This window comes from Rossellomorea sp. GAMAL-10_SWC, from assembly GCF_049568075.1.
Classification (GTDB): Bacteria; Bacillota; Bacilli; order Bacillales; family Bacillaceae_G; genus Gottfriedia.
Window position 1 is genome coordinate 4044477 of the sequence record NZ_CP144911.1, and the last position, 14937, is coordinate 4059413.

A 14937-nucleotide genomic window follows, 5' to 3' on the forward strand; every position below is an offset into this window, starting at 1 on the left:
ACATATTGATGATAAATACATTAAAGTAGAATTAAGGATTGATAATCAGATGGAAAACAAACCGTTCGTGAATGTAGAGTATTTTGCTCTAAAAAAGTTAAAAATTTACCGAGATAGTGTTTTGCGTTTTTTATTAAGAGCAATAATGGCTAGTATGTTTTTAGGCTTCGGAGTTATAGTAGCATTTAAATCAGGTCATTTCTTTCATGCTGCGTATACACCATTTGCCTACCCAATGGCTGCTATAACAATTACTGTCGCCATTCTTCTAATTGCATATGGTGGTGCTGATCTATTTATAGGAAACATATTTTATTTTGCCTATACTGCAATTAGAGGAAAGATGAATTGGCCAGAGGTGTTGCATTTATGGCTTATAACTTACATAGGAAATATACTAGGTGCTGGTTGTTTTTCTTTATTAATACATATAACAGGATTGTATAATGACCCAACAGTAAAGTGGATATCCTTTTGTATGCACCAACAAGCCAACCATATTATTGAGTCATTTTGACTCTAAACAGTACAAAAAAACTACGGAGCTTATAGCCCGTAGTTTTTTGTATTGAAAAACCTTATCTTTTTTGAATTTCTTCCATTAAGATCTTATTTAATAGTGGTGGATTCGCTTGGCCTTTAGTCGCTTTCATCATTTGACCAACAAGGAAACCAATAGCACGGTCCTTACCATTTTTAAAGTCTTCAATAGATTGTGGGTTAGCATCAAGAGTTTCAATAACGATTTTACGAAGAGCGCCTTCATCAGATAATTGTACTAAACCTTTCGCTTTTACAATTTCATTTGCGTCTCCGCCGTTTTCGATTAACTCAGTGAATACTTTTTTCGCAATCTTAGAAGAGATTGTACCGTCTGTAATTAACTTAAGCATACTTGATAAGTTTTCAGGCGTTAAAGCAACTTCATGCAGTTCTTTTTGTGATTTATTTAAGTATGCCGAAACTTCACCCATTAACCAGTTAGATGCTAATTTTGCATCTGCACCATTGTTTACAGTGTCATCGAAGAAATCAGACATTTCTTTTGTTAAAGTTAATACCATTGCATCATATGCCGGTAAACCTAATTGCTCAACATAGCGTTTTTGACGGGCATCTGGAAGCTCCGGAATACTTTGGCGAACACGTTCTTTCCACTCATCATCAATGTATAGTTCAACTAAGTCTGGTTCTGGGAAGTAACGGTAATCATCCGATCCTTCTTTTACACGCATTAAGATTGTAGTCTTTGTAGCTTCATCGTAACGACGTGTTTCTTGTTGGATTACTCCGCCAGATAATAAAACTTTTTCTTGGCGAACTTGCTCATGCTCTAATCCTTTTTGAACGAAAGCAAATGAGTTTAAGTTCTTTAATTCTGCTTTTGTACCAAATTCCTCTTGTCCAAATGGACGTAAAGAAATATTCGCATCACAACGAAGTGAGCCTTCTTCCATTTTTACATCAGATACCCCACTGAATTGAATAATTGACTTAAGTTTTTCTAAATATGCATAAGCCTCTTCAGGAGTTCTCATATCCGGCTCAGAAACGATTTCAATTAATGGAGTTCCTTGACGGTTAAAGTCTACTAATGAATATCCTTCATCTGTATGATTTAACTTTCCAGCATCCTCTTCTAAGTGAACGCGAGTAATACCGATACGTTTCTTTTTGCCACCAACTTCGATTTCAATCCATCCATTTTCACCAATCGGCTTATCAAATTGAGAGATTTGGTAAGCTTTTGGATTATCAGGATAGAAATAGTTTTTACGGTCAAACTTTGTCTCAGTTGCAATTTCACAATTTAATGCCATTGCTGCTCTCATACCAAAGTTTACAGCTTCTTCATTTAATACTGGTAACACACCTGGATAACCTAAATCAATTACACCAGTGTTTGTATTTGGTTCTGCACCAAACGCATTAGGGCTTGGTGAGAAGATTTTTGATTTTGTTTTTAATTCTACGTGTACTTCTAAACCGATTATCGTTTCAAAATTCATCTTTCCCGCGCCTCCTTATAGTTGTGGTCTTTGTTTTGTAAAGTCAGTTGCTTGCTCGTATGCATGGGCAACTCTGTAAATTGTAGACTCATCAAAATGTTTACCGATAATTTGTAATCCTAATGGAAGACCATTATGGAAACCACAAGGAACAGAAATCGCAGGTACTCCCGCTAAGTTAATAGGAATCGTTAAAATATCATTTGCGTACATTGTCATTGGATCACTTACTTTTTCGCCTACTTTAAATGCAGGAGTTGGTGTAGTTGGTCCAATAATAACATCGTAGTTTTCAAATACTTTCTCGAAATCTTCTTTTATTAATGTACGTACTTGTTGAGCTTTTTTATAGTAAGCATCATAGTAACCAGAACTTAATGCATAAGTACCTAACATGATACGGCGTTTTACTTCGTCTCCAAAGCCTTCAGCTCTAGTTTTCTTATAAAGATCAATTAAGTTTTCTACATCAGCTGCACGATGACCGTATCGAATACCATCGAAACGAGCTAAGTTAGCAGATGCTTCAGATGATGAAATTAAATAATATGTAGCTAATGCATATTTAGAATGTGGTAATGAAACCTCTTCCCAAGTAGCGCCTAAGCTTTCCAATAAATTTAAAGCAGCCATAACAGATGCACGAGCTTCTTCACCAACACCTTCACCTAAATATTCTTTAGGTACAGCGATACGAAGACCTTTTACATCACCTGTTAACGCCTTAGCAAATGAAGGAACTTCTACATTTGCTGAAGTTGAGTCACTTGCATCTAATCCTGAAATTGCTTGTAATAACAATGCATTATCTTCTACATTTCTAGTTATTGGACCAATTTGGTCTAGAGAAGAAGCAAATGCTACTAAACCAGAACGAGATACACGACCATATGTAGGTTTTAAACCAACAACTCCACAAAATGAAGCTGGTTGACGGATTGATCCACCTGTATCAGAACCTAAAGAGAATAATACTTCTCCAGCAGCAACTGAAGCTGCAGACCCACCACTACTTCCGCCTGGTACGTATTCAGTATTCCATGGATTACGAGTACCACCGAACGCAGAATTTTCATTAGATGAACCCATTGCAAATTCATCCATATTTAATTTTCCGATCGTAATGCTTTCAGCTTGTGCTAATTTCGTAACAACTGTCGCATCATAAATTGGATTGAAGTTCTCAAGAATTTTACTCGCACAAGTAGTACGAAGACCCTTTGTAACGATATTATCTTTTACACCAATAGGCATACCAGCAAGAATTCCACGAGACTCATCCCAAGGCTTTTCATCAAGTGCTTTTGCTTGTAGACGCGCTTGCTCTTCATTTAAAGTTAAAAATGATTTTACTTCACCATCAACTGCTGAGATTCGCTCATAAGATTCATTTACTAATTCTTCTACTTTAATCTCTTTTGATTTTAATTTGCTATGTAATTCTGAAACTGTATATTCAAATAATGACATTCTAATTCCCCCCCTTAATCCAATATTGACGGTACTTTAACTTGTCCATCTTTGTGGTCTGGTGCATTTTTCAGTACCTCTTCAATTGGTAAACCTTTACCTGGCTCATCTTTACGTAAAACATTACGCATTTTTAGGACATGTGTAGTTGGTTTCACATTTGTTGTATCAAGTTCACCTAACTGCTCAGCAAAATCTAAAATTGCTCCAAGTTGTTTTGAAAACTTCTCTGCTTCTTCCTCTGTCACCGCTAAACGCGCTAAATGAGCAACGTGCTTAACTTGCTCCATTGTAATTTTTGACATTTATATGCACCTCCATATTATTCGCACAACATACAATATACTGATAATACCAAATTTCCCATGTGTCGGGCAACATTCCACTTAAATACAAGTAAAATAATTACAGACTGTCCGTCAAACGCTCTCTTTCTTCTTTACTTCACCTAACAGAAGCTCATTATCGTATAGGATAACTCCGCTCCTCTTTAGGTTAGATGAACCTCGAAAGAAATTCGCTTTCAAACAGTCTGTCCTAAAATTCTTACATATAAAATTAATCAAACGTTTGTTTAAATATGGACTAAAGTTTATTCGGTAGGGATTCTTGTTAGTTCAATTCCATATTTTTTAAAATACTCAATTGAATAATCATCCGGATAGCCTACATTATATACAACTCTAGTAATCCCCGCTCCATTTATCATTTTCGCACAAGCTCGACACGGTGCAGTTGTACAATAAATTGTCCAATTATCACCTTTCGTTTTTTGAATCCCTGATTGTACTAATTGATAAATCGCATTTTCTTCAGCATGGAAAGCATCACAAGGATACTGATCTGAGTATTTGCCACTATCTAATAACCCTTCCTGGCGAGCAGCAAAGCGTGGACATCCTCCATCAATACAATGCTTAGCACCTTTCGGGTATCCATTATACCCAGAAGCAATTATTCTATTATCACTTACAATAACTGCTCCAACCCTTCTACTTCCGCAAGTTGAACGAAGAGAAGTTATAAATGCCTGTCCTAAAAAATAAGAGTCCCAATCATCGCGAGTTCCTAAAGGAATTGAATCTACTAATTGAATTATTCTCTGTAAAATTTGCATGGTATCCCTTCTCTCTGTTCACTATTATTTATTTAAAATTATAGCATAATAATATGGGGAAGGTTGAGTTAGAAGTAAAGTATTGAGCATAACAAAAAGAGCGTAAATTTACTTACGCCCTTCAAGGTATTTTATCAATCATAGTATGCAGCTGTTACATAACCTTTACCACTAGAAAATTTTACTGTGATATAAAATTCAGCACCGTTCCCACCATCTAAATATCTATTTAAATTCCTCCATGTAAGTATTTTCCCATCTGAGGATATTTCAGTTGGTGCTCCTACAATTTGTGATGTGCCACCATCGGACTCTCTGAGAGTTACCTGTAATTTTCCACCTGTTGAATTACTATTAATTCTTACTTAAAAATCTCCTCCACCTGATTTAGATGATTGATGGAAATCTCCAAGCTTTAGTGCTATCTACATAAATACTAGGATTAGCACCTTTATAATCCCAAATACCGGCTACTAAAGGAACAGCTACAGTTGAATGTGTATAATTATCTTTTTTTAGTCCCATTTTTAACGCTATCCTAATTCAGTAAATTTTAACAATCAATGTTAATACCACTAGATTATAATTTTCTAACAACTAATTATTGAGCACATATCAATATATTTGTGAATGTTTACACAATAAATTGTTCATATATAGAAAAAATTCAGCTATTACCTGTTTCTTGGAACTTAATACTTCCTATTTTTCTCTGTTCATTCAAGAAAAAAGAGGTTTTTAATAATATCACCTATTTATTTGTGGCAATAAAAAAGGATAGTTAATCCAAATTATAGTGACATTTTATTAGCTATTAATTTAGAGTTATAATCGTATACAAAAGTTTTAAAATTATAATCGAGAATAAACAATGGCTATGTATAGGAAAACTCTCATTCTCTTTTCAAATATTTTGTTATCCATACTTCCCTCCCGACAAACTATGGAATATGTATCCATTATAAGAATTCCTAACTGATTGTGTTAATCCTATTAAGATCATATTTGATAACAGTGAACTCCCACCATAACTTAAAAATGGTAGCGTAATACCTGTTACAGGTAGCAAACCTATTGTCATTCCTATATTTTGAAAGATTTGAAAAGCTAATACCGATACCGTACCTACACAAATCAAAGTTCCAAACAAATTATTGGCATTTTTCAATGCATCTAAAGAAATACTCACTATTCTACTTAGCAATAGAAAAAACAAAGCTATGCATAAGCACCTCCAACAAATCCAAACTCTTCACCTATATTGGCAAAAATAAAATCAGTATGTTCTTCTGGGATGTAGACAACTCCATTTAAGTATCCTTTTCCAGAAGGTTGGCCAGTACCAATTGCAAGTAAGCCCTGTTTTGTTTGAAATCCAGCATCACTATGCTCAAATGGATTTAACCAGCCTTCAATTCTACTTCTCTGATGAGGCATTAATAAAGATAATATTCTTACTTCAAAGTAATTCGGAAATTTAGTTAACATAACTAAAAGAGTAGATATCATAAGTGTAGGAATTGATATTAAAAATAACACAATTGATGTTTTAATCTTAGAACACAATATGATGGAGAAAATAATGACTAGAAAAATCATAGTCATTCCAGTGTCGGGTTGTTTAAGAACAATTAAAGAAGGTGGCAACGAAATAAGTAGAATTTTACATAACAATATTAAATCCGTTTTTACATTGTTTATTTTAAATATCTTATTATGTTTATCTACCAACGCACTAATACTTATAAGCAAACTTATCTTCATAAATTCTGAAGGTTGAAATGAACCAATAAACGGTAGCTGAAACCATGCTTTTGCCCCGTTAACTGGTCTTGCAATACTTTCAGGAGCAAATATTAAAACAATTAAAAATACAATACTTGTTCCATAAATAATCCAGTTTACCCTTTTGATTCGATTAAGATCAATTTTCGCAACTAATAGAGATACTGTAAGTGCAATGAAATAAAAAATACTTTGCCTTACTACAAAACTTCCCTGATACTGACCACTTTTACTAGCCGAATAGATCGTAATTATACTAGTAAACATTAAACAAAACATTAAAATTAGCATTATAAAGTCGTAGGATTTAATAAGATCTTTTTTAGGATTCATACTCAAAGTCCTCTAACATTCATTTCTTTTAACCATTATACTAATTGCTTGATTCCATTTACTACGGAACAAGCTGATGTTTCGAAAAACGTTCTATTTTTAGACATACTATAGACAAAAGTAATTTTTATCTTTTGATGATAAATAAGAAATGAAATGTAATACAAAGAAAACCCCACAAAGAATTAATTTCTTCGTGGGGTTTTTTCTATTAAAGGATGTTTATAAAACAAACCTTTACTCTATTTATTAAAGCATTTCTGAAGTTGTTTTACCTTGCATGTGAAGAACTAGGTAGTCTGGTCCGCCTGCTTTTGAGTCAGTACCTGACATGTTAAATCCACCAAATGGTTGGTAACCAACGATTGCACCAGTACATCCACGGTTGAAGTATAAGTTACCAGCGTGGAAGTCTTCACGTGCTTTTTCGATGTTTGCACGGTTGTTAGAGATTACAGCACCTGTTAAACCGTATTCAGTGTTGTTAGCAATTTCTAAAGCGTGATCAAAGTCTTTAGCTTTGCAGAATGCTACAACTGGTCCAAAGATTTCTTCTTTCATTAAACGAGCATCTTCAGCAACGTCAGCAACGATAGTTGGTTTGATGAACCAACCAGTAGAATCGTCTCCTTCTCCACCTGTTACTACACGGCCTTCTTCACGTCCGATTTGTACGTAGCTCATTACTTTATTGAAAGCAGCTTGGTCATTAACTGGACCCATGTAAGTTGAACGATCTTCTGGGTTTCCAACAGTTAATTCGTTTGTTAATTCGATTGCACGAGCAAGAACTTGATCATACACATCTTGGTGAATTACTGCACGAGAACATGCTGAACATTTTTGACCAGAGAATCCGAATGCAGAAGAAACGATTGATTTAGCAGCTAATTCTAAATCAGCTTCTTTATCAACTACCATTGTGTCTTTACCGCCCATTTCAGCGATTACACGTTTTAACCAGATTTGACCTGGGTTTACTTTTGCAGCGCGCTCATAAATACGGATACCTACTTCTTTAGAACCAGTAAAGCTGATGAAACGAGTGCGTGGGTGATCAACTAAGTAATCTCCTACTTCAGCACCACTACCTGGTACGAAGTTTACTACTCCTGCAGGTAATCCAGCTTCTTCTAATACTTCTAAGAATTTGTAAGCAACTACTGGAGTAGTACTTGCTGGTTTTAATAGAACAGTGTTACCTGTTACTACAGCTGCTACAGTTGTTCCAGCCATGATTGCAAATGGGAAGTTCCAAGGAGAGATTACAACACCAACTCCTAATGGAATGTAGTTGAAACGGTTATATTCACCAGGACGGCTTTCAACAGGAATTCCGTCTTTTAATTGTAACATTTGACGAGCATAGAACTCTAAGAAATCAATTGCTTCAGCTGTATCAGCATCTGCTTCATTCCAAGGTTTACCAGCTTCTTTAGTTAATAAAGCTGAGAATTCGTGTTTACGACGACGAATAATTGCAGCCGCACGGAATAAGATGTCAGCACGAACTTCAGGTTTAACTTTTTTCCATGTATTAAAAGTTGTATCAGCAATTTGCATAGCTTTTTCAGCTAAGTCACGGCTTGCTTTAGATACAGAACCAATAACTTCTTTATGATTTGAAGGATTTACAGATACGATCTGTTCTTCAGTAAAGATACGCTCTCCACCAATGATTAGTGGATATTTTTCACCTAAATAAGATGAAACTTTTGCTAATCCTTGTTTGTATTGTTCTTGATTTTCCTCTAAGCCAAAGTTTGTAAATGGCTCATGTTTGTAAGGTATAACCATTGAATAAATCCCCCTTTAGTTTGAAAATAGCAACAACTGTAACCGTTTTTCTATCAGTGTTTTCAGTCAATTGCTAGTAGAATAACTACTGTATAAAAAACTCACATTTACATAATACAATATTCCTATATATTCTTCAAATATGAAACGCTTACAGATTCTTCCCTTATATTAAAAAAAAGGAAGAGTTGTCCTCTTCCTTTTAGTTATAAATATGCACACTTGGTTCCTTAGCATCTACATCTTTTACGATGAGTGCTTCCTGTCCATTTGATGAGAATATATTCGTCTCAACCTTTAAGTATGAAGGGAAATGGTCCATCATAAGTCCCGCTACATATTGAGTAAAAGCTATGACTTCTGCCTTACCATAAAATTGCATAGGTATATCAATTTTTAGTTGTATTAATTCATTATCCTTATAAAAACCAGTACCTACAACACCAGTATAATTCGGAAAATAATTTTCTATATCTGATTTAAAATTAACCATTTTCATTGCATCATCTCGGTAATCTGCAGTTGCAGCAGCTGAAGGGAATAAATAGTATTTCTCATTTATTTTATCCCAGTTGCTAATTGAGAAGTTATTTCCAGACACTGAAGTCATAGCAACATAGTTTCCAGGTACTACAGATGACTGACTTTGCTGACGGAAAATAGCAAATGTGATTGGTATATCTTTAAATTCGTCCATTTTTCGCATTCGCGTTAAAATTTCTTGCGCGATCGCTTTACCTTGTTTAATCATTTCATCTTGAGGAATTTTAAGCTCTCTTGGGTAGCCGTGCTCCTCTTGATAATAATAAACAGAGTTCATTGCTAAACCAATTGCTACGCCCTCAACTTTAACTTCTTTACCTTCCTTTTTTAGATAATCTTGCTCTAAAATAGAATTTAAAAAAATCGGAGCTTGTTTAGCTTTTTGATCTTCAGTAAGATTTTTTGTGTCCGTTTGAATTGGATTCAATCCATCATTTGTAATCGAATTCGGTTTTAAATTTGCCGCTTTTAGTGCATCTTGTTTTTGTTTAAATTGTGAAGGAGTATACTTCCTTTTTAGCCAAGATTCCACCGTTTTTTTACTTAATAATTGTCCTTCTTGATACAGATAATCTTTTGTTGAATATTGCTCTTGTACAATTCGCATTAAACCTAATTCAAATTCACTAATATCAAGTCTATTATCGATATTCGCAACGACAGCACCTCTTGTTTTACTCGGTTTAAATGGAAGTATTGTCTTGTAGTAATCATTTGAAATTGAATAACGGGGAATAATTGCGTCTTCCCCTTTTTTGTTATTGCTCTCTTGTACAACCTTATCTTCATTCTTTATTGATAATGAACAGCCAGATAAGATGAGCGAAAAACAACATAGGAGCATTCCTATACGTTTTTTCATCTAACTCACACCTTCTACTTATTAAGTGAACGAACTACTATTATTAATCCGTCCTCTAGTTGATTGAAATTATTGTGGTTGAAGCTCTTTAATCATTCTCTCTTCATCCCAAATCTCGATATTTAATTTTCGTGCAGCATCTAATTTTGATCCAGCTGCTTCACCTGCAATGACTAGATCAGTACTCTTACTAACACTTCCTGCTACTTTTGCGCCAAGTGCTTCTAACTGTTTCTTAGCCTCACTTCTAGTCATCTGTTCTAGCTTACCAGTTAATACTACTGTTTTACCAGCAAAAAGAGAATCCATAATAATATTTTCTACTTGAATCCCTTTATATTCAGTATTTACTCCAACAGTTTTAAACGTTGAAATAAGTTCTTTTACTTCGTCTTGTGAAAAATAATCATTAATTGACTGGGCCATTTTAGAACCAATTTCATTAATTCCGGTTATTTCCTCAACCGATGCTTCCATCAGTCGATCAATTGTTTGGAAATGTTGAGCTAATGTTTTTGCTGCTTTAGCTCCAACATGACGAATACCTAAACCAAATAATAATTTTTCAAGTGAATTTTCTTTAGAAGCTTGAATTGCAGAAATTAATTTATCTGCTGACTTTTCTCCAAATCGTTCAAGTGATAATAATTGTTCTTTCGTTAGAATATAAAGATCTGTAAATGTCTTAATCAAATTAGCATCGAATAGTTGTGATACTACTCTTTCACCTAGACCCTCGATATTCATTGCATCACGAGACGCAAAATGAATTAATCCTTCACGAATTTGAGATGGACAGAAGGGATTTACACAACGTAGTGCTACTTCACCTGTCACTCTTATTAACTCATGATCACATGAAGGGCAGTGAGTTGGCATTGCAAAAGGCTGTTCATCACCAGTACGACGATCTAATAGTACATTTACTACTTCAGGAATAATATCTCCAGCTTTGCGAATAACGACTGTGTCACCAATTCGAATGTCTTTTTCTTTAATTAAATCTTCATTATGAAGCGATGCACGTTTTACTACTGTACCTGCAACACGAACAGGTTCTAAAATTGCAGTCGGTGTTACCACACCTGTACGACCAACACTTAATTCGATATCGACTAATTTGGTTACTACCTCTTCAGCTGGGAACTTATATGCAATAGCCCATCTTGGTACTTTTGCTGTTGATCCTAACTTTTTCTGAATACTGTATTCATCCACTTTTATGACAATTCCATCAATCTCATAAGGCAATGATGGGCGTTTTTCTTTCCATTCTTCAACGTATTCAATTACTTCTTCGATTGTATGGCATGTTTTGCGGAAAGTATTTGTTTTAAATCCAAGTTTGTGAAGATAGTCTAATGCTTCGCTATGCTTTTGAATTGAAAATTCCTCAGCTGTTGGGAATCCATAAACGAAGAACGATAAATCTCTCTTTGCAACAATTTTCGGGTCAAGTTGGCGTAATGAACCAGCCGCTGCATTTCTTGGATTTGCAAATAATTCTTCCCCATTCTTTTCACGCGATTCATTAACCTTTTCGAAGCTAGCTTTTGGCATGAATGCTTCACCACGAGCTTCTATTGTAATTGGCTCAGAAAGTCTTAATGGAATTGCTTTAATCGTCTTTAAATTATGCGTAATATCTTCTCCAACTGTACCATCACCACGAGTTGCACCTTTGACAAACAATCCATTTTCATATTGAAGTGAAACCGCTAAGCCGTCTATTTTAAGTTCACAAACATAAGATACTCCCGCAGAATCCTGTCTAATTCTTTGGTCGAAATCTCTTAAATCTCCTTCATTAAACGCATTTCCTAGGCTTAACATTGGATGACTATGAACGACTTTTTCGAACAAATCAATTGCCTGTCCACCTATACGTTGTGATGGAGAATCAGGTGTTAACAGAGTTGGATATTGTTCTTCTAATTCAATTAATTCATGTAATAGTGAGTCATACTCGGCATCTGGCACTGATGGCTGATCTAATACATAATACTCATAGTTGTATTGATTTAATTTTGTTCTTAGTTCTTCAACTTTATCAATGATTTTTTGGTCCAAGAGCTCTCCATCCCTTCTATGCTTTCGTAATTGGAGCAAATTTTGCTAATAAACGCTTAATACCAACAGGACTTGGGAATGCAATATCTAACTCCATTGCTTCGCCTTCTCCTTTTACACTTACAACTGTACCAATTCCCCATTTACCATGAGAAGCTTTATCTCCAACTCTCCAACCTAGTGACTCTCCACCTGTTGTTTTCATTGCCACCGCTGGTCTAGATACAGCACGGCGCTCAGTTACTACTTTCTTATTAGCACGATCTAATAGCTCATCAGGAATTTCATTAATAAAGCGAGATTCTTGGTTTACACTAGTGCGACCATAAAGTGTACGTGTTTGAGCATTTGTAATATATAAATTCTTTTCAGCACGTGTTATTCCTACATATGCTAATCGTCTTTCTTCTTCCATTTCTTCTTCGTCCATTAAAGAACGGCTATGTGGGAAAATACCTTCTTCCAAACCGATTAGAAACACTACTGGGAACTCTAATCCTTTTGCAGAGTGAAGCGTCATAAGGATAACCTCATCTGCTTGTGACTCTTCTTTATCGGCTTGATCGATATCAGATACTAAAGCTAAATCAGTTAAAAATGATACTAAACTTTTATCTTCACTGCTTTCTTCAAAAGCGTTTGTAACTGTTAAAAACTCTTCAATATTTTCAATTCTTGAAGCAGATTCAATAGTATTTTCATCTTTTAACACTTGGATATAGCCTGTTTTATCAAGAACTTCCTCAACAAGCTCGGTAACTGATAAATAATCCAACATTTGCTGCCAGTTTTTAGCCATAGCATGGAAATCTCCAATTGCTTTCGTAATTTTTCCACTTAATCCAACGAAGTCAATTTGCTCTAAAGTATCTGACAGAGATAGGTCATTCATTATGCTATAGTTAATAATTTTATCTACAGATGCCGCTCCCACACCACGTTTTGGGACATTAATAATTCTTGAAAAACTAATCTCATCATCTGGATTTGCAATAAATCTTAAGTAAGCAAGTATATCTTTAATCTCTTTACGATCATAGAACTTTACTCCGCCGACCATTTTATAAGGAATATTAGACTTAACTAAAACTTCCTCCATTGCACGTGATTGCGCATTCGTACGATAAAGAATAGCAACATCACCATATTGATGAACTCCTTCTTTTTTCCACTCGGCTAGCTTTCCAGCCACAAAATATCCTTCGTCCTGTTCTGAGGCAGCTCTAAAATAATGTATCGGTGTACCTTGTCCATTTTCTGTCCAAAGCTTTTTCGCTTTACGGTTTGAATTGTTCGTGATAACTGCGTTAGCAGCATCTAGAATCGTTTGAGTCGAACGGTAATTTTGTTCTAACAGAATTACTTGTGCTTTATCATAATCTTTTTCGAATGAAAGAATATTAGAAATATCTGCTCCACGCCAGCGATAAATTGATTGATCTGAATCACCAACTACACAAATATTTTTAAATTGCTCGGCAAGCAATTTTACAATTTTATACTGAGCATGATTAGTATCTTGATACTCATCCACGTGAATATATTGAAATTTTCGTTGATAATATTGTAGTACTTCTGGAACACGTTCAAATAAATTAATTGTCATCATAATTAAATCGTCGAAGTCTAATGAATGATTTTTACGTAGTCGATCTTGATAAGATGCATAAATTTCTCCAACAACTTTTTCAAATGGAGTAAAAGCATCTCTTGAATAATCTGCAGCAGTTTGCAGTTCATTTTTTGCACTACTAATAGAACCTAGAATACTACGAGGATCAAATTTCTTTGAATCTAAGTTTTTCTCTTTCAGAATATTTTTTATGACTGTTAATTGGTCAGTTGTATCTAATATAGAAAAGCTTCTGTTAAAGCCAATTCGATCAATATCTCTACGAAGAATGCGCACACACATTGAGTGGAATGTGGAAACCCAAATATCTTCTGCATCTTTTCCAACTAGATTAAATATACGCTCTCTCATCTCTCTAGCTGCTTTATTTGTAAAGGTGATCGCAAGTATATTCCATGGAGCGACACCTTTTTCTCCTAATAAATAAGCAATTCGATGTGTTAGTACACGAGTTTTACCTGAACCTGCTCCAGCCATAATTAATAAAGGACCATCAACCGTTTTAACGGCTTCTTTTTGCATTGGATTTAAACCTTGCAATAATTCTTCTGCTGTTTTCATTACTTCGTCGCCCCTTCTTCCACAGCTTTCACAGTAAGTAAAGCCTCTTGTAAGTTATCATATATAATGTTCCCAACAACAATCGTATCAGCAAATTGCTTCATCTCAATTGCTTGTTGAGCTGATGATATTCCCCCGCCATAGAATAATTTCGCGTTGTTTAATACTTTTGATACTTCTTCTACCACCTGAGGTGAACCATATGTTCCGCTATATTCTAAATAAAAAATTGGTAATTTTAATAATTGCTCAGTAACTTCCGCATAAGCGACAATATCTTCTATTGAAAGATCTGTTACTGCATTTGTCAGCTTTGCAGCCTTACAATCTTCATTTAATATACAATAACCTTCCATTACCAATTCTTCGGCATGAACTAAATGAGCGAATTCTTTCATTGCTTGTTGATGCATTCCAATAATCCACTTTGGATCATTACTATTTAAAACTGTCGGGATAAAGTAGAAATCATATCCTGGTGTTACGGCTTCAAGATTTGATACCTCTAAAATACATGGTACTGCATAGCGTCTTATTCTAACTAGTAGAGAGATCGTAGCATCTAACGTTACATCGTCCGTTCCACCAACTAATATTGCATCCGTTCCTGACTCACAAATTTTTTCTAATTCATCATCAGAGATTTCTTTGTTTGGATCTAATTTAAATATGTGATTCCATTGTGAATAATCGTACATTTTGTCCTCCGGAATTGTTTTTTACATTAATTTATCTATTTTTATTAAGTACTTTTTAT

The 14937-nt window shown here is 34.8% G+C and carries 12 protein-coding genes and 1 pseudogene; 1 reads left to right on the plus strand and 12 read right to left on the minus strand.

Annotated features, from left to right (window positions below; genetic code table 11):
* Positions 1-49: 49 nt before the first annotated feature.
* Complete coding sequence (locus tag V5E38_RS19570) at positions 50-517, plus strand: formate/nitrite transporter family protein (protein WP_499211234.1); 468 nt, start codon at positions 50-52, stop codon at positions 515-517.
* A 61-nt stretch (positions 518-578) separates the two neighbouring features.
* Here the strand turns inward: V5E38_RS19570 and gatB are convergent, their stop codons facing one another.
* The 12 genes and pseudogenes from gatB to pcrB form a co-directional block, all read right to left on the minus strand.
* The gene (gatB, locus tag V5E38_RS19575) at positions 579-2009 is read right to left on the minus strand and encodes an Asp-tRNA(Asn)/Glu-tRNA(Gln) amidotransferase subunit GatB (protein WP_499211235.1); all 1431 of its coding nucleotides are present in this window, start codon (positions 2007-2009) and stop codon (positions 579-581) included.
* Between the two features lie 15 nt (positions 2010-2024).
* Positions 2025-3479 carry an Asp-tRNA(Asn)/Glu-tRNA(Gln) amidotransferase subunit GatA gene (gene gatA, locus V5E38_RS19580; protein WP_069032660.1) on the minus strand — a complete coding sequence of 485 codons (1455 nt, stop codon included), beginning with the start codon at positions 3477-3479 and terminating at the stop codon, positions 2025-2027.
* Between the two features lie 14 nt (positions 3480-3493).
* Complete coding sequence (gene gatC / locus V5E38_RS19585) at positions 3494-3784, minus strand: Asp-tRNA(Asn)/Glu-tRNA(Gln) amidotransferase subunit GatC (RefSeq protein ID WP_069032659.1); 291 nt, start codon at positions 3782-3784, stop codon at positions 3494-3496.
* A gap of 287 nt (positions 3785-4071) precedes the next feature.
* A complete protein-coding gene (locus V5E38_RS19590; protein ID WP_056474707.1) occupies positions 4072-4596 on the minus strand; it encodes a deoxycytidylate deaminase in 525 nt (174 codons plus the stop codon).
* Between the two features lie 134 nt (positions 4597-4730).
* Positions 4731-4955 carry a YndA family protein gene (locus V5E38_RS19595; protein WP_499213611.1) on the minus strand — a complete coding sequence of 75 codons (225 nt, stop codon included), beginning with the start codon at positions 4953-4955 and terminating at the stop codon, positions 4731-4733.
* Between the two features lie 28 nt (positions 4956-4983).
* The gene (locus tag V5E38_RS19600; RefSeq protein WP_499211236.1) at positions 4984-5121 is read right to left on the minus strand and encodes a hypothetical protein; all 138 of its coding nucleotides are present in this window, start codon (positions 5119-5121) and stop codon (positions 4984-4986) included.
* 391 nt (positions 5122-5512) lie between these two features.
* Positions 5513-6714: pseudogene (locus tag V5E38_RS19605) on the minus strand (FtsW/RodA/SpoVE family cell cycle protein).
* A 249-nt stretch (positions 6715-6963) separates the two neighbouring features.
* Positions 6964-8511: an L-glutamate gamma-semialdehyde dehydrogenase gene (gene pruA / locus V5E38_RS19610; protein WP_248267710.1), complete on the minus strand. Its 1548-nt coding sequence runs from the start codon at positions 8509-8511 to the stop codon at positions 6964-6966.
* 202 nt (positions 8512-8713) lie between these two features.
* The gene (locus V5E38_RS19615) at positions 8714-9916 is read right to left on the minus strand and encodes a CamS family sex pheromone protein (RefSeq protein ID WP_499211237.1); all 1203 of its coding nucleotides are present in this window, start codon (positions 9914-9916) and stop codon (positions 8714-8716) included.
* A 69-nt stretch (positions 9917-9985) separates the two neighbouring features.
* Positions 9986-11986, minus strand: a complete 2001-nt coding sequence (gene ligA / locus V5E38_RS19620) for an NAD-dependent DNA ligase LigA (protein ID WP_499211238.1) — start codon at positions 11984-11986, stop codon at positions 9986-9988.
* Between the two features lie 16 nt (positions 11987-12002).
* Positions 12003-14180, minus strand: coding sequence for a DNA helicase PcrA (gene pcrA, locus V5E38_RS19625; RefSeq protein WP_097973973.1), 2178 nt, complete (start codon positions 14178-14180; stop codon positions 12003-12005).
* Entirely contained in the window at positions 14180-14878 is a 699-nt protein-coding gene (pcrB, locus tag V5E38_RS19630; RefSeq protein ID WP_499211239.1) for a geranylgeranylglyceryl/heptaprenylglyceryl phosphate synthase, read from the minus strand. The genes pcrA and pcrB overlap by 1 nt, the downstream gene beginning before the upstream one ends.
* Positions 14879-14937 lie beyond the last annotated feature (59 nt).